This is a genomic window from Maribacter corallii, assembly GCF_047345415.1.
In the GTDB taxonomy this organism is placed as follows: domain Bacteria; phylum Bacteroidota; class Bacteroidia; order Flavobacteriales; family Flavobacteriaceae; genus Maribacter_C.
Genome location: NZ_JBLFEP010000007.1, coordinates 191,494 through 209,200, shown reverse-complemented (window position 1 = coordinate 209,200; position 17,707 = coordinate 191,494). Strand labels below are relative to the sequence as shown.

General features: G+C 43.5%; 18 protein-coding genes. 10 read left to right on the top strand and 8 right to left on the bottom strand.

The genetic code is table 11. The features are described 5' to 3' along the window. Window positions 1-31: 31 nt before the first annotated feature. Entirely contained in the window at window positions 32-994 is a 963-nt protein-coding gene (locus tag ACKWCA_RS22805) for a glycosyltransferase family 2 protein (RefSeq protein WP_413980560.1), read from the top strand. Then, entirely contained in the window at window positions 927-1,853 is a 927-nt protein-coding gene (locus ACKWCA_RS22800; protein ID WP_413980559.1) for a lysylphosphatidylglycerol synthase transmembrane domain-containing protein, read from the top strand. The genes ACKWCA_RS22805 and ACKWCA_RS22800 overlap by 68 nt, the downstream gene beginning before the upstream one ends. Here the strand turns inward: ACKWCA_RS22800 and ACKWCA_RS22795 are convergent. The 5 genes from ACKWCA_RS22795 to mazG all read right to left on the bottom strand — a co-directional run bounded on the left by ACKWCA_RS22795 (window position 1,847) and on the right by mazG (window position 6,528). Then, on the bottom strand, window positions 1,847-3,505 hold the full coding sequence (locus ACKWCA_RS22795) for an ArnT family glycosyltransferase (RefSeq protein WP_413980558.1): 1,659 nt from the start codon (window positions 3,503-3,505) through the stop codon (window positions 1,847-1,849). The two genes, ACKWCA_RS22800 and ACKWCA_RS22795, sit on opposite strands and share 7 nt — an antisense overlap. Next, window positions 3,502-4,071 carry a phosphatase PAP2 family protein gene (locus tag ACKWCA_RS22790; RefSeq protein WP_413980557.1) on the bottom strand — a complete coding sequence of 190 codons (570 nt, stop codon included), beginning with the start codon at window positions 4,069-4,071 and terminating at the stop codon, window positions 3,502-3,504. Before ACKWCA_RS22790 ends, ACKWCA_RS22795 begins: the two co-directional genes overlap by 4 nt. Window positions 4,072-4,076: 5 nt before the next feature. Then, window positions 4,077-4,304, bottom strand: a complete 228-nt coding sequence (locus tag ACKWCA_RS22785) for a hypothetical protein (RefSeq protein WP_413980556.1) — start codon at window positions 4,302-4,304, stop codon at window positions 4,077-4,079. Then, on the bottom strand, window positions 4,291-5,607 hold the full coding sequence (locus ACKWCA_RS22780) for an MATE family efflux transporter (protein WP_413980663.1): 1,317 nt from the start codon (window positions 5,605-5,607) through the stop codon (window positions 4,291-4,293). The genes ACKWCA_RS22785 and ACKWCA_RS22780 overlap by 14 nt, the downstream gene beginning before the upstream one ends. A 147-nt stretch (window positions 5,608-5,754) precedes the next feature. Then, the gene (mazG, locus tag ACKWCA_RS22775; protein ID WP_413980555.1) at window positions 5,755-6,528 is read right to left on the bottom strand and encodes a nucleoside triphosphate pyrophosphohydrolase; all 774 of its coding nucleotides are present in this window, start codon (window positions 6,526-6,528) and stop codon (window positions 5,755-5,757) included. 154 nt (window positions 6,529-6,682) lie between these two features. On the opposite strand from mazG, the gene ACKWCA_RS22770 reads away from it, so the two are divergent. From ACKWCA_RS22770 to ACKWCA_RS22735, 8 genes are all read left to right on the top strand, one after another. Beyond that, window positions 6,683-7,534 carry a transporter gene (locus ACKWCA_RS22770; RefSeq protein WP_413980554.1) on the top strand — a complete coding sequence of 284 codons (852 nt, stop codon included), beginning with the start codon at window positions 6,683-6,685 and terminating at the stop codon, window positions 7,532-7,534. A gap of 3 nt (window positions 7,535-7,537) precedes the next feature. Then, on the top strand, window positions 7,538-8,560 hold the full coding sequence (locus tag ACKWCA_RS22765; protein ID WP_413980553.1) for a DUF3500 domain-containing protein: 1,023 nt from the start codon (window positions 7,538-7,540) through the stop codon (window positions 8,558-8,560). Window positions 8,561-8,638: 78 nt separating this feature from the next. Then, window positions 8,639-9,472 carry a sugar phosphate isomerase/epimerase family protein gene (locus ACKWCA_RS22760; RefSeq protein WP_413980552.1) on the top strand — a complete coding sequence of 278 codons (834 nt, stop codon included), beginning with the start codon at window positions 8,639-8,641 and terminating at the stop codon, window positions 9,470-9,472. An 85-nt stretch (window positions 9,473-9,557) separates the two neighbouring features. Further along, window positions 9,558-11,207, top strand: a complete 1,650-nt coding sequence (locus ACKWCA_RS22755; RefSeq protein ID WP_413980551.1) for an N-acyl-D-amino-acid deacylase family protein — start codon at window positions 9,558-9,560, stop codon at window positions 11,205-11,207. Between the two features lie 88 nt (window positions 11,208-11,295). After that, a complete protein-coding gene (locus ACKWCA_RS22750) occupies window positions 11,296-12,180 on the top strand; it encodes an SMP-30/gluconolactonase/LRE family protein (protein ID WP_413980550.1) in 885 nt (294 codons plus the stop codon). 33 nt (window positions 12,181-12,213) lie between these two features. Next, window positions 12,214-12,825, top strand: coding sequence for a Crp/Fnr family transcriptional regulator (locus ACKWCA_RS22745; RefSeq protein WP_413980549.1), 612 nt, complete (start codon window positions 12,214-12,216; stop codon window positions 12,823-12,825). Between the two features lie 98 nt (window positions 12,826-12,923). Continuing rightward, entirely contained in the window at window positions 12,924-13,886 is a 963-nt protein-coding gene (locus tag ACKWCA_RS22740; protein ID WP_413980548.1) for an NAD(P)-dependent alcohol dehydrogenase, read from the top strand. Between the two features lie 90 nt (window positions 13,887-13,976). Then, on the top strand, window positions 13,977-14,435 hold the full coding sequence (locus ACKWCA_RS22735) for a DUF1569 domain-containing protein (RefSeq protein ID WP_413980547.1): 459 nt from the start codon (window positions 13,977-13,979) through the stop codon (window positions 14,433-14,435). Between the two features lie 17 nt (window positions 14,436-14,452). On the opposite strand, the gene ACKWCA_RS22730 is transcribed toward ACKWCA_RS22735, so the two are convergent. The 3 genes from ACKWCA_RS22730 to ACKWCA_RS22720 form a co-directional block, all read right to left on the bottom strand. Next, window positions 14,453-15,028, bottom strand: coding sequence for a 3-keto-disaccharide hydrolase (locus ACKWCA_RS22730; RefSeq protein ID WP_413980546.1), 576 nt, complete (start codon window positions 15,026-15,028; stop codon window positions 14,453-14,455). Then, the gene (locus ACKWCA_RS22725) at window positions 15,028-17,241 is read right to left on the bottom strand and encodes a DUF5916 domain-containing protein (RefSeq protein WP_413980545.1); all 2,214 of its coding nucleotides are present in this window, start codon (window positions 17,239-17,241) and stop codon (window positions 15,028-15,030) included. Before ACKWCA_RS22725 ends, ACKWCA_RS22730 begins: the two co-directional genes overlap by 1 nt. Window positions 17,242-17,346: 105 nt before the next feature. Further along, complete coding sequence (locus ACKWCA_RS22720; protein ID WP_413980544.1) at window positions 17,347-17,679, bottom strand: DUF2853 family protein; 333 nt, start codon at window positions 17,677-17,679, stop codon at window positions 17,347-17,349. Window positions 17,680-17,707: the final 28 nt, after the last annotated feature.

Sequence of the window (17,707 nt, the reverse complement as noted above, 5' to 3'; positions counted from 1 at the left end):
GCCTAAATTTGCTCCAACAATCATTTTCTTGATGAAACCGATTACTTCCGACCTTCTATCCATCGTAGTTCCCCTTTACAATGAGGAAGACAATGTTGTTCTACTAACCGAAAAAATCAACGAAAGCCTAGTAGGCTATTCCTATGAGATTATCTATATCGATGATTTTTCAACGGACAATACACGCCAGGTGGTTAAGGGAATGGCGGATACTCGGGTGCACCTGATAGAACTCAAAAAGAACTACGGGCAAAGTTTGGCACTCGCAGCGGGTATCGATCATGCTACAGGAGCATACATCATCACCATGGATGGTGATTTGCAAAATGATCCAAGTGACATTCCACAAATGCTCGAATATGCCATTAGTGACGAATATGATGTGGTCACAGGCATACGCCAGAAACGCAAAGACTCCCTCGTAAAAAAAATACCTTCTAAAATCGCTAATTTTTTGGTTCGACGCGTGACGAAATTGGACATCAAGGATAATGGATGTGCGCTAAAGGTATTCACAAAGGCGATTGCCAAGGATCTCAATCTATACGGTGAGATGCATCGTTTCATTACGCTTTTGGCTCATTTGGAAGGTGCACAGATCAAGCAAGTACCGGTAAAGCACCATGCACGCCATGCCGGAGTGTCCAAATATGGTCTAGAACGCGTGTTCAAAGTAGTCGCCGACATGATGCTGCTTTTATTCATTCGAAAGTATTTTCAAAGACCTATCCACCTTTTCGGAATATTGGGCGTACTATTGATCATCATTGGGATTTTCATCAATATCTATCTTCTGATCGTCAAATTTGGTTTTGGGCAGGATATCGGCACAAGACCGCTCTTGATTTTTGGATTGATGTTTATCCTTGCAGGCATTCAGCTGTTCACAATAGGGATAGTCATGGAGCTACTGATCCGAACCTACTATGAGTCGCAACAGAAGCGACCCTATCGAATCAAAAAAATTACCGTCGGTGGCCTCCTCAGATCGTAACAAGGTAGTTACGGCGCTCAAGGTTCTCGTGAGCGTCGCCCTACTCTACTTTATATTTACGAAAATCAATCTACAGGATGTATTGAATGTATTGCAAAGGTCGAACCCGATATACATACTTATTGCCCTCTTCCTATTCATTCTTTCAAAGGTATTGGCAGCAGTGCGACTGAATCTGTACTTTCATCAACTTCAGGTTTACCTCACACAAAAAAGCAATCTCAAGCTTTATCTTTTAGGGATGTTTTACAATCTATTTCTGCCCGGCGGAATCGGAGGTGATGCCTATAAAGGATATCGCATCAAAAAGAGTTTTGATATCGAAACCAAAAAGGTGATAACGGTCTTGGTCTTAGATCGGTTGAGTGGCATGTTGTTACTTTTTAATTACGCTTGCATATTGGTTTTTTTTCTGGAAAGCACCTATTTCGAAGGATTGAACTTCCTTTTTGCCCTGGCGATTATTTCAAGTATCCTAGTCTTCTGGTTTTTGAATAAAAGGTTTTTCCTCTACGTTCTTCCTGTTTTTTGGAAATCCTTGGCCTACTCAGCTTTGGTGCAACTGGCACAGTTGCTTAGTGTGCTGTGCATTCTAAAAGCCCTAGCGGTACAATTACAGACCGTCGCCTATTTATTTGTTTTCTTGATCTCTTCAATCGTGTCCGTCTTGCCTGTTACTATAGGTGGTATTGGTAGTCGCGAAGTGACTTTTCTCTATGGAGCAAAGTTTTTGGGACTTGATGAGAACACTTCTGTGGGCATTAGTATGGCCTTCTTCTTAATCACGGCTATAGTATCATTGACAGGAATCTTCTATCATTTTAAAAAACCAAAATTGGAGGTGGGGGCAACTCAATAAACGTGTATCAAATACATTTTATTTAGTACTTTTTTTCGGGTAGAGGGATCGAGAAATTTTTTCTGCAATCGCGTTATTCGAAATTGGTTTTCGGTAAACTGTCGATCCCAGTCGAAACCCCTATTCTGAAGTTCTCGGAGTTGCGCATCAGTGGCATAGATCCAAAAGTCGCTCTTATTTTTGATATCCTCATAAGACACGATTTTCACAGGTTCCTTGTTGTAAAAATCGAGTGCCCAAGTATGGTGTGTCGACAGTTTGTAAATCGCATCGACCGGAACGTTGTTTTCCTTCACAGTATGTGCCATTGTCGATCCCGCTTGATAGGTCAAAAGAGAAGGATAAAAATGAGCGTTCAGCACCACATTCAATAGAAGCGAACTGTATACGGAGAGAGTGATAATGCGCAAATGGGGTGCCTCTCGCTTTAGGCTAAAATATACGATCAGCACAAATGCTAAACCTAGGAGCACAGAAGCATAGTAGTTCTCAAACTTGAACACAAAGTAACAGAGCATTACGGTAACGATAAAGACCAAGCTCAAGATAAAATACTGCGTTCCGAGTAATAATCGCACCGTTTTTTGGCGGTCTGATGTACAAAAACCACAAAGATAGGCCGCAGTCAAAACAGCAAAAAGAGGCATGGTAATGTTTAGGTAATGCGGCAGTTTGAATTGTGCAAAGCTTATGGTGATAAAGATGAGAACAATACCCCCCAGGGTCAAGATTTCCAAACCTGGCTCCTTTTTGAATTTACTTTTGAAGAGCCACTTTATCCTGCTCGCCAAGGCCGCAATACCGATAAGGGTCCATGGCAAGAATACCCATAAAAACGTATGGAAAAAGAAAAAGTAATCACTGCTATTCTTGCCCATGCCGGTACCGCTCATACGTTCAAAACTCTGTTCCCAAAAAATGAACAAAATACCACTCCGACCACTTCTTCCACGAACCACCTTCTCGGGATGCAGATCAAATTGGTGATAGTAGGCATACAGCATGGGCGCAATGGTTATCACAAAAACCAACAATGCAATCAAAACACGCCAATTGAACAGCGATTTCCATTTTGCCGTATAGGCCAAATGACATAGTATAGGAAACCCGATGACCACTAAAGCGATCTGACCTTTGGTCGAAAAGGCCATTCCCGCTCCAAAAGCCCCTAGAATGATATGCTTCAGTTGACCTTTTTGGATATACGAGGTCAATTGCCAAATCGCAAAAATCGTAAAGCCGGTCAGTACGGCATCTGTGCGTACGTCGATTACGGACAGTACAATGGTCTGGGCGGTCATAAAAACCAGCGCCGCCATTTTTCCCGTATTGGCATTGTAAAGAAGCCTTCCCAGGCCAAAACAGCTGTATGCACCTAATAAGGTGGCCAATAGACCTGGAATGCGATAGGCCCAATCATGAATGCCGAAAATCTTAAAGGAAATCGCCGCAAGCCAGTAGTGCATGTGCGGCTTATCAAGATACTCTTCGGGGCCCTTGAATAGGCTTAAAAAGTCATTTTCTTGAACCATTCGCATCGCCATTACGGCAAACTGCGCAGAATCGTTTTCAAAGAGGGTCACGAACATTCCTGCGATATAGACAAGAATGACCAGTAGAATCAAAAACCAATACCTGATATTAGATATCATAAGCGGATTTTGGGGAGAGCAAATATAAACAACTTCGCAAACAACCAGCCGAACAATAGTCCCACGATCATGCCTGAAAAGACATCAAGGGGAAAATGTACCCCAATATAAATTCTGCTATAGGCTACCAGAACCGCCCAAACCAACAGCACAATTCCGATATGATGAAATTTGTCCTTGAGTAGAATCGAAAAAAAGGTGGCGACGGCCATCGTGTTGCCCGCATGTGCCGAGAAATAGCCAAACTTCCCTCCGCAACTATCCTTTACCAGGCGCATCAATTCTTGAACTGCTGGGTCATAACAAGGACGAAGGCGTTGTACACCATATTTAAAAAAGTCTCCCAAACCATTCGTACAAACAATCATCAGTATTGCAAAAAAAACGAGAACGAATGTTCGCTTTAGGCCCCACTGCTTGAAACTCAAAAAAAACAAGACCAGATATAGCGGAATCGAGCTAAATTTATTGGTCATAAACATCCAAAAACCATCCCAATTTTCACCGCCCCGATTGTTCAGAAACAAAAAAAGTTCTTTATCGTGCTGTACAAGTTGTTCCCACATGAGCCCTAGTCTTCATAACGTGAAACCTCCCGATCGTAAAATTCAGTCGCTTGTACGATAAGGTTCTCGGTTTCCGATTCCAATTCGCGCTCGTCTTCCCGAGCAAATTCCTCAAGCCATTCTACCTCATCGTTCTCAAGATTGATCACAAATCGTGGATATTCAGTGTGCACGACGAATATGGCAGCTGGGTAATCGGTATTGTCGCCCAATAAAAATTTAGGTAGCTCCATTCTCAATTAGTTTCTGGGTCAAATAATTAAATCGAATATACAACATAATCGCCGATGCAGTGAGCCCGGCCAGCAGGCCGATCCAAATACCCATACTTTTTAAGTCGGTATACAGACCTAAATAATAACATATAGGAAATCCGATAAGCCAATAGGCTATAAAGGTGATAAATGTCGGTATTTTAACGTCTTGTAATCCTCTTAGTGCGCCCAACACCACCACCTGAATACCATCGGATATTTGAAAGAACGCGGCAACCAACATCAATTGCCCTGCAAGTAATAGCACTTCCATATTATCGGTGCTATTCAATTCGGAATCAAGATCAAGGTACAAGGAAGGAAACCAATTCCTTCCTAAGAGAAATAATAGGGCAAACACGATTTCAAGTAGCAAGGTCAGAAAGAAAATGGACTTGGCGATACGTCTTAGTTCCACAAAGTTACCAAGCCCTTTTTGATTTCCTACCCGAATCATGGCCGCGACCCCGAGTCCCATTCCAAACATAAAGGTCATACTACTCAAATTCAGGGCAATCTGGTTTGCGGCCTGGGCGTTCTTCCCCAAAACACCACTAAGCCAAATGGCTGCGGTAAAAATGCCAACTTCAAAAAACATTTGAAGTGCCGATGGAAAACCCAAACTGATGATTTTATTCATCACCTTTTTCTCGATTTTCCTGAAATTGAAACCCGTCACGTATTCCTGAAACTTTTGCTTGTTCTTAAGAAGAAACCAAATGTACACCACCATCAAACAACGGGCGACCAAAGTACCGATGGCGGCACCGACAATTCCCAACTTCGGAAATCCGAACGAACCGAAAATCAATAAATAGTTGATAACTATATTGATGACATTGGCAATTATCGTGGCATACATAGGATACCTCGTTTGAGACAAGCCTTCGGAAAACTGCTTGAACGCCTGAAAAATCACCAAAGGAACGAGCGATAATGCCACTAGATCTAAATAAGGCATTGCGAGTTCGACCACCTCAACGGGTTGCTCCATGTGATACATCAGGGGTTTGCAAAGCCAGATAATACCGAAAAGCGAAAGACCTAAAATCGTACAAAGTACTAGACCATGCTTTAGAGCTCCCTTGGCATTGGCCTTATTGCCCGCACCATCGGCCTCCGCCACTAGAGGCGTAATCGCTGTTGAAAAACCGATGCCCAATGACATCGCAACAAAAACAAAACTATTACCAAGCGAAACTGCAGCAAGTTCTGCCGTTCCCAGCTGCCCTACCATAATATTATCGGCAAGTTGCACTAAAGTGTGCCCCAGAAGTCCCATAATCACCGGAACCGACAGTCTAATGTTGTATTTAAATTCTTTCGTGTAGTGCTGCAAAGGGTCTGTTGGTTTTTGATTTTGATCCTGGGTCTAGCGCCGTACTAGAGGTGTGTATTTTGTGTTTGCTTTTGACAGTGGTATTGGACCTCAAATTCGTTTTGCTTCTTCCCAAAAGACATCCATTTCGGCCAAGGTCATTTCGTTCAAGGTCTTACCGAGGCCTTTGGCCTTTGACTCCACATATTGAAATCGCCTTATGAATTTTTTGTTGGTCCGCTCTAAGGCATTTTCGGGATTCAGTTCTAAAAAACGGGCGTAATTCACCATGGAAAATAGCACATCACCAAATTCAGACTCCATTTTATCTTGATCTCCTGCCTTTACCTCTACCATAAACTCGTGTAGTTCTTCCTGTAGCTTCTCGAATACCTGCTCAGGAGCTTCCCAATCAAACCCTACACCGGCAACCTTATCTTGTATGCGATTCGCCTTCACCAAGGCCGGTAAGCCTTTCGGCACACCCTCCAACACACTTTTTTTTCCTTCCTTCAATTTGATAGTCTCCCAATTTCGTTTTACGTCCTCCTCATCATTGACCGTTACGTCCCCATAGATATGAGGGTGCCGATGGATTAATTTTTCACAAATATCATTACATACGTCGGCCATATCGAAATCATTGGTTTCCGAACCGATTTTCGCATAAAAAACGATATGCAGCAATACGTCACCCAGCTCTTTTTTCACTTCCTCTAGGTCATTATCCAAAATAGCATCCCCCAACTCATAGGTCTCCTCAATGGTCAAATGTCGAAGGGTCTGCATGGTCTGTTTTCTATCCCAGGGGCACTGTTCCCGAAGCTCGTCCATAATGGTCAATAAGCGGTCGAAAGCCTGCAATTGTTCTTTTCTGGTGTGCATTAATATCCGTTTTGACAAAAGTACGAATCCCCGAAGAGAGAAGGTGTTGTTATATTTAGTATTTTAGGACATCGGAAGAACAAAGTCCCACCCAGTGTCGATAAAAATCATTTACGGATTTGTTTTAGTATGCACATGCACTACGACCTCCCTAATGGCCCAAAAAAAAGCAGTACAAAGCACGTTGCAGACCATATCCCTATCCTCCTTTGAACGGGATACCATATATCATACCCAAGAACATATTGAAGCACCCAATTGGTCTCCTGATGGGAAAACCCTGATTTTTAATAGCAAAGGCCTGCTCTATACTATTCCGGTGCAAGGAGGAACACCTGAATTGATTCCCACTGATTTTGCCAAAAGGATCAACAATGATCATGGTATATCACCTGACGGAACGCAACTGGTGATCAGTGACCAGACAGAAACAGGCAAATCGTTGATATATACCTTGCCTATCGCGGGAGGAGTACCTAAAAAAATAACGCCTTTGGGGCCATCGTATTGGCATGGTTGGTCTCCTGACGGGAAGACGTTGGCCTATTGTGCGGAACGAAACGGTAATTATGACATTTATACTATTGCTGTCGAGGGTGGTAAAGAACAGCGTCTGACCAGTACTGAGGGTCTGGATGACGGGCCGGATTATTCCCCTGATGGCCGGTATGTTTATTTTAACTCCATGCGAACGGGAACCATGCAGGTTTGGAGAATGCGATCTGACGGAACCCATCAAGAACAAATTACGACAGACGAACTGCATGATTGGTTTCCACACCCCTCTCCTGATGCCAAATGGATCGTTTACGTCTCTTTTGGTATCGAAGTACCGGCCGACAAACACCCTGCGAATAAAAATGTACAACTTCGATTAATGAATTTGGAAACCGGCAAGGTGCAGGTCATGGCCAAACTTTTTGGTGGACAGGGCACCATTAATGTTCCCTCGTGGTCACCTGATAGTGGGCATATCGCATTTGTTAGTTACCGCCTAAATGAGTAAAAAATGAAAACACGGTTATTGATTCAAGGGCTCTTTCTATTTCTAGTAGTAGGACAACTTCAAGGACAAACGCTATCAGAAAAAGCTACTACTTTCTTAGAAACACTTTCTGAGGATTTAAAGTCACAGGCACTTTTCGCCCTCGATGATGAGGAACGCTATAATATGAACTATGTGCCGTTACCTAGAAAAGGGCCAAGATTCCACGATTTCGACGAGCTACAACAAGAAGCCGCCCTAGATTTGCTCAAATCTTCCCTCAGTGAAGAGGGTTTGAGAAAAACCCATGAGATACGTTCGCTCGAAAAAATACTTCGGGTCATTGAAAACGCTGCTCATGATACCATGCCCGACGGAAGACCGAGGAGGGACCCGCTCAATTACCATTTTTCGATTTTTGGGAATCCCGAAGAGGGTAAACCCTGGGGTTGGCGATTTGAAGGGCATCACCTATCGCTCAATTTTACGGCCTCTGAGCATAAACTAAGTTCTGTAACACCGAGTTTTTTTGGTACCAATCCCGGAGTGATTAAAATTACGGGACATAAGGAAAAGGAGGTGTTACGACAAGAAACCCAATCAAGCTTTGCACTCATAAACTCCCTTTCGGCCGAGCAATTGAAAAAAGCTGTATTCTCAAAAGTAGCGCCCCCGGAAATACTGACTACTACACGCCCAAAAATCGAAGGTTTTGAACAGCAGGGAATCTGGTTCAAAGAGCTGACTTCGGACCAACAAAAACAACTTCTCGAGTTGGTCCGTCTTTATGTCAACAATTATGAAAAGGAATTTGCAGATACCTATTGGTCCAAAATCAAGAAAGCGGGGTTTGACAAGCTATCCTTTTCCTGGGCGGGCAGCCTTGAACCCGGTGTGCCAAATTATTGGTGCATTCAAGGGCCAGTGCTATTGATCGAATATGACAACACACAGACGAACGCCAACCATGTACATACCGTAATACGTGATCCGACCAATGATTACGGAGAAGATATTCTGAAAAAACACCTGAGCGAAGATCATTGAAAAGACTTAGAATATCTTGACACCCTTAAATACTCACGTGGGCAGGTTATTTGTTCCTCAACCCATTTAAATTGAATTATGACAACACGAAGAAACTTCTTAAAACAGAGCAGTATTTATGCGACCGGTGCACTTGTATTACCATCTATTGCCTTCACCCCTTTAAAAGAACAGCAATATGGCGTACAATTATACTCTTTTCGAGATGAAATGACCAAAGATCCTTTGGCTACCTTGGCACAAATAGCAGCCATTGGCATCACTGAAATCGAATCGGCCCGAAGCAAAAAGGGTCATTACTATGGAATGTCAGCAAAGGAGATGAAAAAGGCATGTGCCGATTTGGGCATGACCTTAACAAGCGGTCATGTGGCTTTGGACACCAATTTTCAAAAAACGATGGAAGAAGCAGTGGCCTCTGGACAACCGTATCTCATCTGCTCTTCGATGCCTAGCAGAGGGCAAACCGTGGACAATTACAAAAAAGTGGCCGAAGCGTTTAACAAGGCCGGGGAATCCTGTAAAAAACTAGGTCTCAAATTCGGGTATCACAATCATGAATATGAATTTGAGTCACATCATGGGAAAGTACTTTATGATGTACTCCTAGAGCATACGGACCCTGATTTAGTACATATGGAATTGGATTTGGGTTGGGTCATAGTAGGAGGAAAAAATCCCATGGATTATCTTCAAAAATATCCCGGACGATTTCCGCTTTGGCATTTGAAGGATATGGATATGGGTAAAAAAGAAAGTACGGAATTCGGAAAAGGAGCCCTGGATATTAAAACTATCATGCAAAATCGGAAAACCTCAGGGGTCAAACATATTTTTATCGAACAAGAAGAATATGAAAACACGCCTCTTGAAAGTATGAAGCACAATATGGCGTTCTTGAGAGACTTATAAAAGTCAAGACAATACTGATAGGTTTAATAATCGTTCTCCCAAAAAACCAATCTGAACAGCGTAAAATTAAAACCAATCCCAACCTATGAAAAATCAAATTGTCCTTACCCTTTCGGTTTGCGCATTATTCCTCATCGGATGCCAGCCTCAACCAGTTCAATATGACATCCTAATAAAGAATGCCCAGATCTTTGACGGCTCCGGCCAACCCGCTATTCTGGGTGATGTAGCCATCAACGCCGATACCATTGCCGCCATCGGCACTATTGAAAATGCTATGGGGAAACAAGAAATCGATGCTACTGGTCTATCGGTTGCTCCGGGGTTTATCAATATGTTGAGTTGGGCAAATGTTTCCCTTCTTGAAGATGGTCGGTCGCAAGGCGATATCCGTCAGGGAGTCACCTTAGAGGTTTTAGGTGAAGGTTCCTCAATGGGGCCATTAAACCCTAGTATGAAACAGGAGATGCAGGAAAATCAAGGAGACATTACGTATGAAGTGTCCTGGACGACGCTGGGAGAGTATCTCAATCACCTTGAAAACAAAGGTATCTCAACCAATGTCGCTTCGTTCGTGGGTAATGCCACCCTACGTGAACATGTTATAGGAATCGATAAGCGCCCTCCTACCACTGAAGAGATGGGTCAAATGAAAAAGTTATTGCGGGAAGGTATGGAAGAAGGCGCTGTCGGACTATCCACCTCTTTGATCTATGTGCCGAGCGGACATGCCGAAACAGATGAGATTATTGAACTCGCAAAGGTGGTGGCCAATTACAACGGTATGTATATTTCCCATATACGAGATGAAGAAGGCCAACTGCTGGAGGCGGTAAAAGAATTGATCACCATTGCGGAAGAGGCCAAACTACCAGCTGAGATCTACCATTTCAAGGCTTCGGGAAATGCCAATTGGCATTTGCTGGATAGTGCCATTACCCTGGTAACCAACGCACGTAAAAAGGGACTCGACATTACTACGGATATGTATATGTACAATGCCAGTTCTACCGGACTCAATGTCGTACTGCCATCTTGGGCAAAAGAAGGCGGTCACGACGCTACCATACGACTCATGGAAAATCCGGTCAAACGGAAACAAATGATGGCTGAAATAGATTTTCATGTCCCACCTGACAAAATCCTTTTGGTTGGGTTTCGTAACAAAGCCATGCGTAAATATATTGGAAAGACGCTTGCGGAAGTAGCAGCGGAAAGAGCTATCTCAGCGAACGAAACTTTGGTCGACTTGATTTACGAGGATGATAGTAGAATTCAGGTCGTTTATTTTTCAATGTCCAAAGAGAATATCAAAAAGAAGTTGCAGCTACCATATATGAGCATCTGCTCCGATGCTGGTTCTTATACCAACGAAGGTGTTTTTCTAGAGCAAAGCACCCACCCAAGAGCTTACGGCTCTTTCGCCAGATTGTTGGGGCATTTTGTTCGTGAAGAACAAGTCATACCCTTAGAGGAAGCTATTTACAAATTAACCACCTTGCCGGCGACCAATTTAAAACTCCGTAAGCGGGGGGCCTTAAAAAAGGGGTACTATGCCGACATCGTTGTTTTTGACCCGACCACAATAAAAGCCAATGCAACTTTCGAAAAACCACATCAATATGCAACGGGTATGCGACATGTTTTTGTGAACGGAGGGCATGTACTCAAAGACGGAGCGCATACCGGAAATTCCCCAGGGAGGTTTGTCAAAGGGCCCGGTTGGAAAAAATAGAGGACCCCAGCCCGCGAACCACGCTTGCTTAAAATCAAGAAACACCTCAATATCTTTGTGTATATTCAATCTATAAAGAAGAACTACGATGAAAAATGCCTATTTACTTTTCTCCATGATGGCCATGGCCCTTTCATGTACTGCCCAAAATATTGTGGCTGAGGGGGCCGAATTGACCTTAGTCGCCGAGGAATACAAGTTTACCGAAGGGCCGGCGACGGACAAAAATGGTGATGTTTATTTTACGGATCAGCCCAACGATCGAATCGTGAAATGGAGTGCGGCGACCAATACAGTTTCGGATTGGATGCAACCTAGTGGTCGTTCCAATGGTTTGTATTTCGATCATGATGGAAATCTACTATCCTGCGCCGATGAAAAAAATGAACTATGGCGCATCGATATGGAAAAGAATACAACGGTGCTGATTTCCGATTTTGAAGAAAAACTACTTGGAGGACCAAATGATTTATGGGTAGATCCCGATGGTGGCATTTACTTTACCGACCCCTTATATGAAAGACCTTGGTGGGAGCCCACAGAGAATCGAATTACGGAACGTCGCGTATACTACATCACCCCGAGTATTGGGGAAGTCAAAATAGTGGCCGAAGATTTCGTAATGCCCAACGGCATCATTGGTACGGCCGACGGAAAGACCCTCTACATTGCAGATATCGGCGATAAAAAAACCTATATGTACTCTGTCATGGAAGATGGTACACTTTCAAATCGAACATTATTTTGCGAATTGGGTTCCGACGGAATGACTTTAGACCATCAAGGCAATGTATATCTGACGGGTGACGGCGTAACGGTCTTTGATAAAACCGGAAAACAAATCAAGCATATTGAGGTTCCTGAAAAATGGACGGCCAATGTCACCTTTGGTGGTCCGAATCAAAATATTCTATTCATTACCGCCATGGATTCTGTATATACTTTGGAAATGGCCGTAAACGGAATACGATAGTATCCGGGATATTTAGATCCAAAAAGGATTGTCATGCATGAATCGAATGTAGCACCGAATACCGACGCGGTAAAGAAGGAAATGAAAAAATGTTTTGCAGCTATAGGCGCTCTTTCCAAAGAGGAGATCGAAGATGCAATGCAGTTGATTTCCATTGAATCATTCGATAGCGGCACACTTATTTTACGGAAAGGGAAAGTTTCGGCCAAAAGTTATTCCGTAGTCTCGGGTTGTGTACGCCAATACTACCTTGTAGATGGGGAAGAGAAGTCCACTTTCTTTTATACCGAAGGAGATTCCATATTCTCCATGAACACAGGTTCTGAAAAAACACCATCTAAATACTTTTTATCCTGTGTTGAACCGACCATGCTCTCTGTCATTACTTTTGAGAATCAAAAAATACTGTACGAGCGATTTCCGAAGCTCGAGACTTTAAGTCGTACTTCATTACAGGAAGAATTGGCCCATTACCAAGAACTATTGGCGACTTATATTGTTACCACACCAGAAGAGCGGTATTTAAACTTACTTCGCTTCAGGCCAGAACTCCTGAATAAGGTACCTCAGTACCAATTAGCCAGTTACTTAGGGGTAGCTGCTGAGTCGTTGAGCAGGATACGAAAACGAATATCCCATAAATAATCTATTTCAGTACCCACAACCTTCGTAGAAGGCTTTTTTCTTAACCAAAGTCAATGATCCGGCTAAGAAAGTACATGTAACTTTGACTTTTTAAACCTATGAAAGCAGCTACTAGAAGCACATACGGCTTATCGAACGTCTTAACCGTCACCTCCGTTAACAAACCTGAGCCCAAAGACAACGAAGTACTCATACGCGTACATAACACGACGGTCAATCGAACGGATTGCGGTATTCTCACGGGAAAGCCATACGTTATTCGTGCCTTTGTTGGCTTATTCAAACCAAGCCATCAGGTACCCGGAACAGACTTTGCCGGACAAATCGAAGCAATTGGGAAAAAAGTCACCGGATTCAAGGTTGCGGATCGTGTTTTTGGCCTCTACGACGAGGGTTTACGCTCTCAAGCCGAATATATGACCTGTAGGGAAGATAAAGCCCTCGCCAAGATTCCCGATGGTATATCCTATGCGGAGGCCGCAGCCAGTGCAGAAGGTGCGCATTATGCCTATAATTTCATCACTATGGTCAATTTGAAGCCCGGCGACAAAGCTCTAGTTTATGGGGCTACTGGTGCTATTGGCACAGCGGCCGTACAACTGCTAAAACATTTTGGGATCTATGTTACCGCGGTAGGCAATACCAAAAATATAGAATTGATCAAGTCATTGGGTGCCGATAAGACCTATGATTATTTAAAAGAGGATTTTACAGCGGACCAAGAGCGCTACCATTTCATCTTCGATGCGGTTGGAAAGAGCTCCTTTGACCAGTGCAAAAAACTACTGCTTCCAAAAGGGATTTATATTTCCTCGGAACTCGGGCCCAAAGGCGAAAATCTGTATTTGCCCTTGACTACATGGCTCAAAGGGGGGAAAAGGGTCGTATTCCCTATCCCAAAAAGTTGTAAACGAAGTATTTTATTGATGCAGGAGTTGTTGGAACAAAGAAAATTCAAACCGGTGATAGAAAAAGTATACCCCTTGGAACAGGTATCAGAGGCCTATGATTATGTCTTGACCGGTCAAAAGACAGGAAATGTGCTCTTATCCATGTCCTAATTCGAAAAGTTAGATCGTCACTGATGTAAATAAACCGATTCGCTATCTACGAAAAATCAATATCTTGTAGCGATCCTTAAAAATTACATCATGACCATCAGAAATCTTTATGACCAAAAGGAAACCCAAGAAACCATTGACCGTATCGAAAAACTCACTCCAGAGACCCAAGGCCTTTGGGGCAAGATGGATGTCGCGCAAATGATGGCCCATTGCAATGTGGCTTATGAAATCGTGTACACTGACAAACATGCCAAACCCAATGCTTTCGGTAGATTCATGGCAAGACTGTTCGCCAAGAATACGGTTTTGGGCCCCAAACCTTATAAAAAGAACATACCGACCTCCCCTATTTTTAAAATGACCGAAGCGAAAGAGTTCGAAACAGAAAAGAAACGGCTGGTCGAGTTTCTTGAAAAAACCCAAAAATTAGGCAAGACCCATTTTAATGGATTGAACAACCCGGCCTTCGGTGATTTGACAGACCAACAATGGAACACCTTGTTCTCAAAACACCTGGATCATCATTTGCAACAGTTCGGAGTGTAATATAAGTACCTTGCGATTCATTCAAGTTTCGTAATCTTCACATTGCGAAACTTGATTTCTCCTTTTTCCGCCGCCTGCAGGGCAATAGGTCCATTTTTAAGATCTGCATCACGAAGATCAACAACAAGAATATCATTGATCCAGGCCTGAAGATGGTCTTTTTCATTCTTGATTCGATAACGGTTCCACTTGTTCAAGGTTTTTATCTTCTTCAGTGGAGAGAAGCGGGAGACCACGGCACCAGTTCTGAATTCCTGTTTTGGATGTAGGTCCCAAATATTGATTTCATAGCAATCTTCAAAGGAAAGTTCCCTTTTTTGGCAGCGGATAAAAACCCCTGAGTTAATGGTACTATCGGGTTTAAACTCCAGCTCCAACATAAAATCGGAATAAGACGCTTTGGTCATGACAAAGCCGGCACCTTCAGAGAGACTACCGATCAACTCATCGTTCGCAAAACGCCAAGTGGCCTCCCCTTCTACCGTATAATCCGTTCCATTCTCTTGAAAAATCGGTTCTGCTTCGGTTTGAGCCGAACATAAAGCCATTAAAAAAGGGAGTAGGATAACCAAAACGTATCTTTTTATTTTCATTATTTTACCAGGTCGAAAATTCGTGTGTACTTTACAATAAAACTATTATTGAGCGGGTCACCATCTTGCAAATTATAGTTCCATACGACAAAGAGTCCGGTATTGGCTTGTTGCAGCCATCCAAAGCGCACATTGGCCGCCCACAATTTATCGGAGGTATTGTGTTGGATCAGCCCCTGTAGGTAAATATTGGGTTGAAAAGCATACGACAAACGTGTACTCAGTATATTCGCTGTAAAATCACCGTTCGGAAGTTGAAAATTGTTGTACAAAAAGGTCACATCGGCGTTGAACTTATCCCCTGCCCGATAACGTCCTGTGATACTCTCCTGATATCGCGTACCCCCGAAAGAACCCCCTATTACCGAACGAATATTTACCGACCAGGGGTTACTCTGGTTGGTGAAAAAAATCAGTTGTGATTCCGCATGGCGATAGACACCGGGGTCGACGATAACCCTACCCGTTCTCGAAATGTCAAAAGCCTCTACAACTCCCTCGGTGGTGAAGTTGACCCCGGTATGTAGTTCATTACCGCTTTTCCATTCAAAATGATTATCCACATGCAAAAAACCAGTTTCCTGAAAGTCGTCAAAATTCCAGTATCCGCGGTATGAAATATGTGGACGATACTCTAAAATCTTCGCATCAGGATTTTTGGGGCGTAAATGATATAAAACAAGCCCTTCCGGTTTTCGAAATGATTGACGAAGCAGAAAACCTACCTCGGGGTTAAAGCCTTGTCCTACCTCCGTATAGCCGGCGCGTAGTTCCCAATTGTTCCAATTATAGTCTGTCTGAAATTTAAGCGAGTGAGCGTTAATCGTGTCGTTGGGGTCTTCTGTCCTCGCATAAAACCCTGACATCCGAGCTTTTCTACCGAGACCCAATTTCCCATCAAGAGCAAAAGTACGGTTGTAACTATCCGATGATTGAAGACCTTCGCGATTGATAAACACGGCCCCTAGGGCCGTACGTCCTTTGAACTCATGGTTTACACGTGCAACCGTAAAATTATTTTCCTCGATACCCTTATCACTGACCTCTTCGGTCCACATACTTAAGAGTCCAACATTGGTTCTATTCAATTTTCCCGACAAGCGTGCCCCGCCGATAATAGGAACAATATTGCCATTGTCACCGATACCGATCCTCCGACTGAAGAAAAGGTCGACTTCGCCTGGGCTACCGACGCTGAAGAGCCCGGCGTTCTCCAAAAAGAAAGGTCGCTTTTCAGGAAAGAACAGATTAAAACGATCGAGGTTCACCTGTTGATCGTCCACTTCTACTTGGGCAAAGTCAGTATTATAGGTCAGATCAAGGGTTAAACTGGGGGTCACACTGAATTTCACGTCCCCTCCGACCTCGGCATCAAACCTATTCTTAGGGTCAGTGGCTGTGAAGTCCTTATCCATTCGTCCCAAGATATACGGAATCAATTTGAGATTCCCGGGCGAGGGCAAATCCAGGCCAGTCAAGGTACCTGCTAGGGACAAGCGTTTCAAATCGAGACCGACCGGCATTGCTGCCCAGTATACGATCTCATTAGTCTTTCTGATATTGCGTCTGAAATTGATTCCCCAATCCTTACCCGCTTGAAAACGCAGTGTTCGGACAGGGATCGCAAACTCCGCGCTCCATCCAAAATCGCCCACCTGTGTTTTTACTTCGAAGGCCGCATCCCAATTTAGATTGAATCCTCCAATGGTTCCTCCCTGCTGTCGGTTCGCATTGAAATTTCCCTGACCTTCATTATCCACCTGCGCATCGTATTCCACAGCTAAGGAATTGGTGCCGAATACAAAGCCGTTCTGACCATCTTTGTACGTATCCAATATAAAGAGGAAAGCGTCTGTATTATCGAGATCGGCATCACGCCGGGCATCGGAGACCACCAAGTCTTCAGGCCTCGAATCGAAGCATACTACCGAAAGGTAGAATGTTTCTTTTGTGTAGGCGATACGTATCTCCGTTTTCTCCGAAGCGGGTCGTCCAAAATTGGGTTGTGCCTGTGTGAGGTCGCCAAAAGACTCTATTTCCTTCCACACGGGGTCGTTCAACACCTCACCATCTATTGTCGGAAGTGCTTCAATAGCAACCGCCTTAGCGGTGGGTCTCTCTCCCGTATCAATTAAGGCTGTGTTTTGAGCGAAAATAACTAAGGGCATCCCTAAAACCGAAAAGAACAGGGTTAATCGAGTGATTCTATACATAGGTACGGTTGGTTACGGTCGTATAAATGTAGCATTATTCTCGAGATTTTCGACATAAAAAAAGCGACCCGAAGATCGCTCTAAAGTGACATTATTTTTTTCGTACTAACTTAACTCCTCCTGAACCAAGTAGTAGAATGCCGGCCTGCTTTTCATGCGAATACCTGACATTTTATCCGCAACCGAACTGATTGCCGCCATGGCCTTATCCTTATCGGAAACACCCAATTTCTTTTCCACAAAGTTTCTTCTAACGGTTTCAAGTTCAGACTCATCGGTACCCGAGACCAACGTAGCATCTTTGTTATTCACCATAGATTTTAGGCTGTTCACATAACCATCTAATTTATCATGGTCAATATTCGATACGCCACATTCGTTCAATTGGCTCACTGCCGTAGATTTCAAGGCCGCTAATTTGTCAGCTAAATCACTCATAATATAGTTTTTAGGGTTATTCGGATTA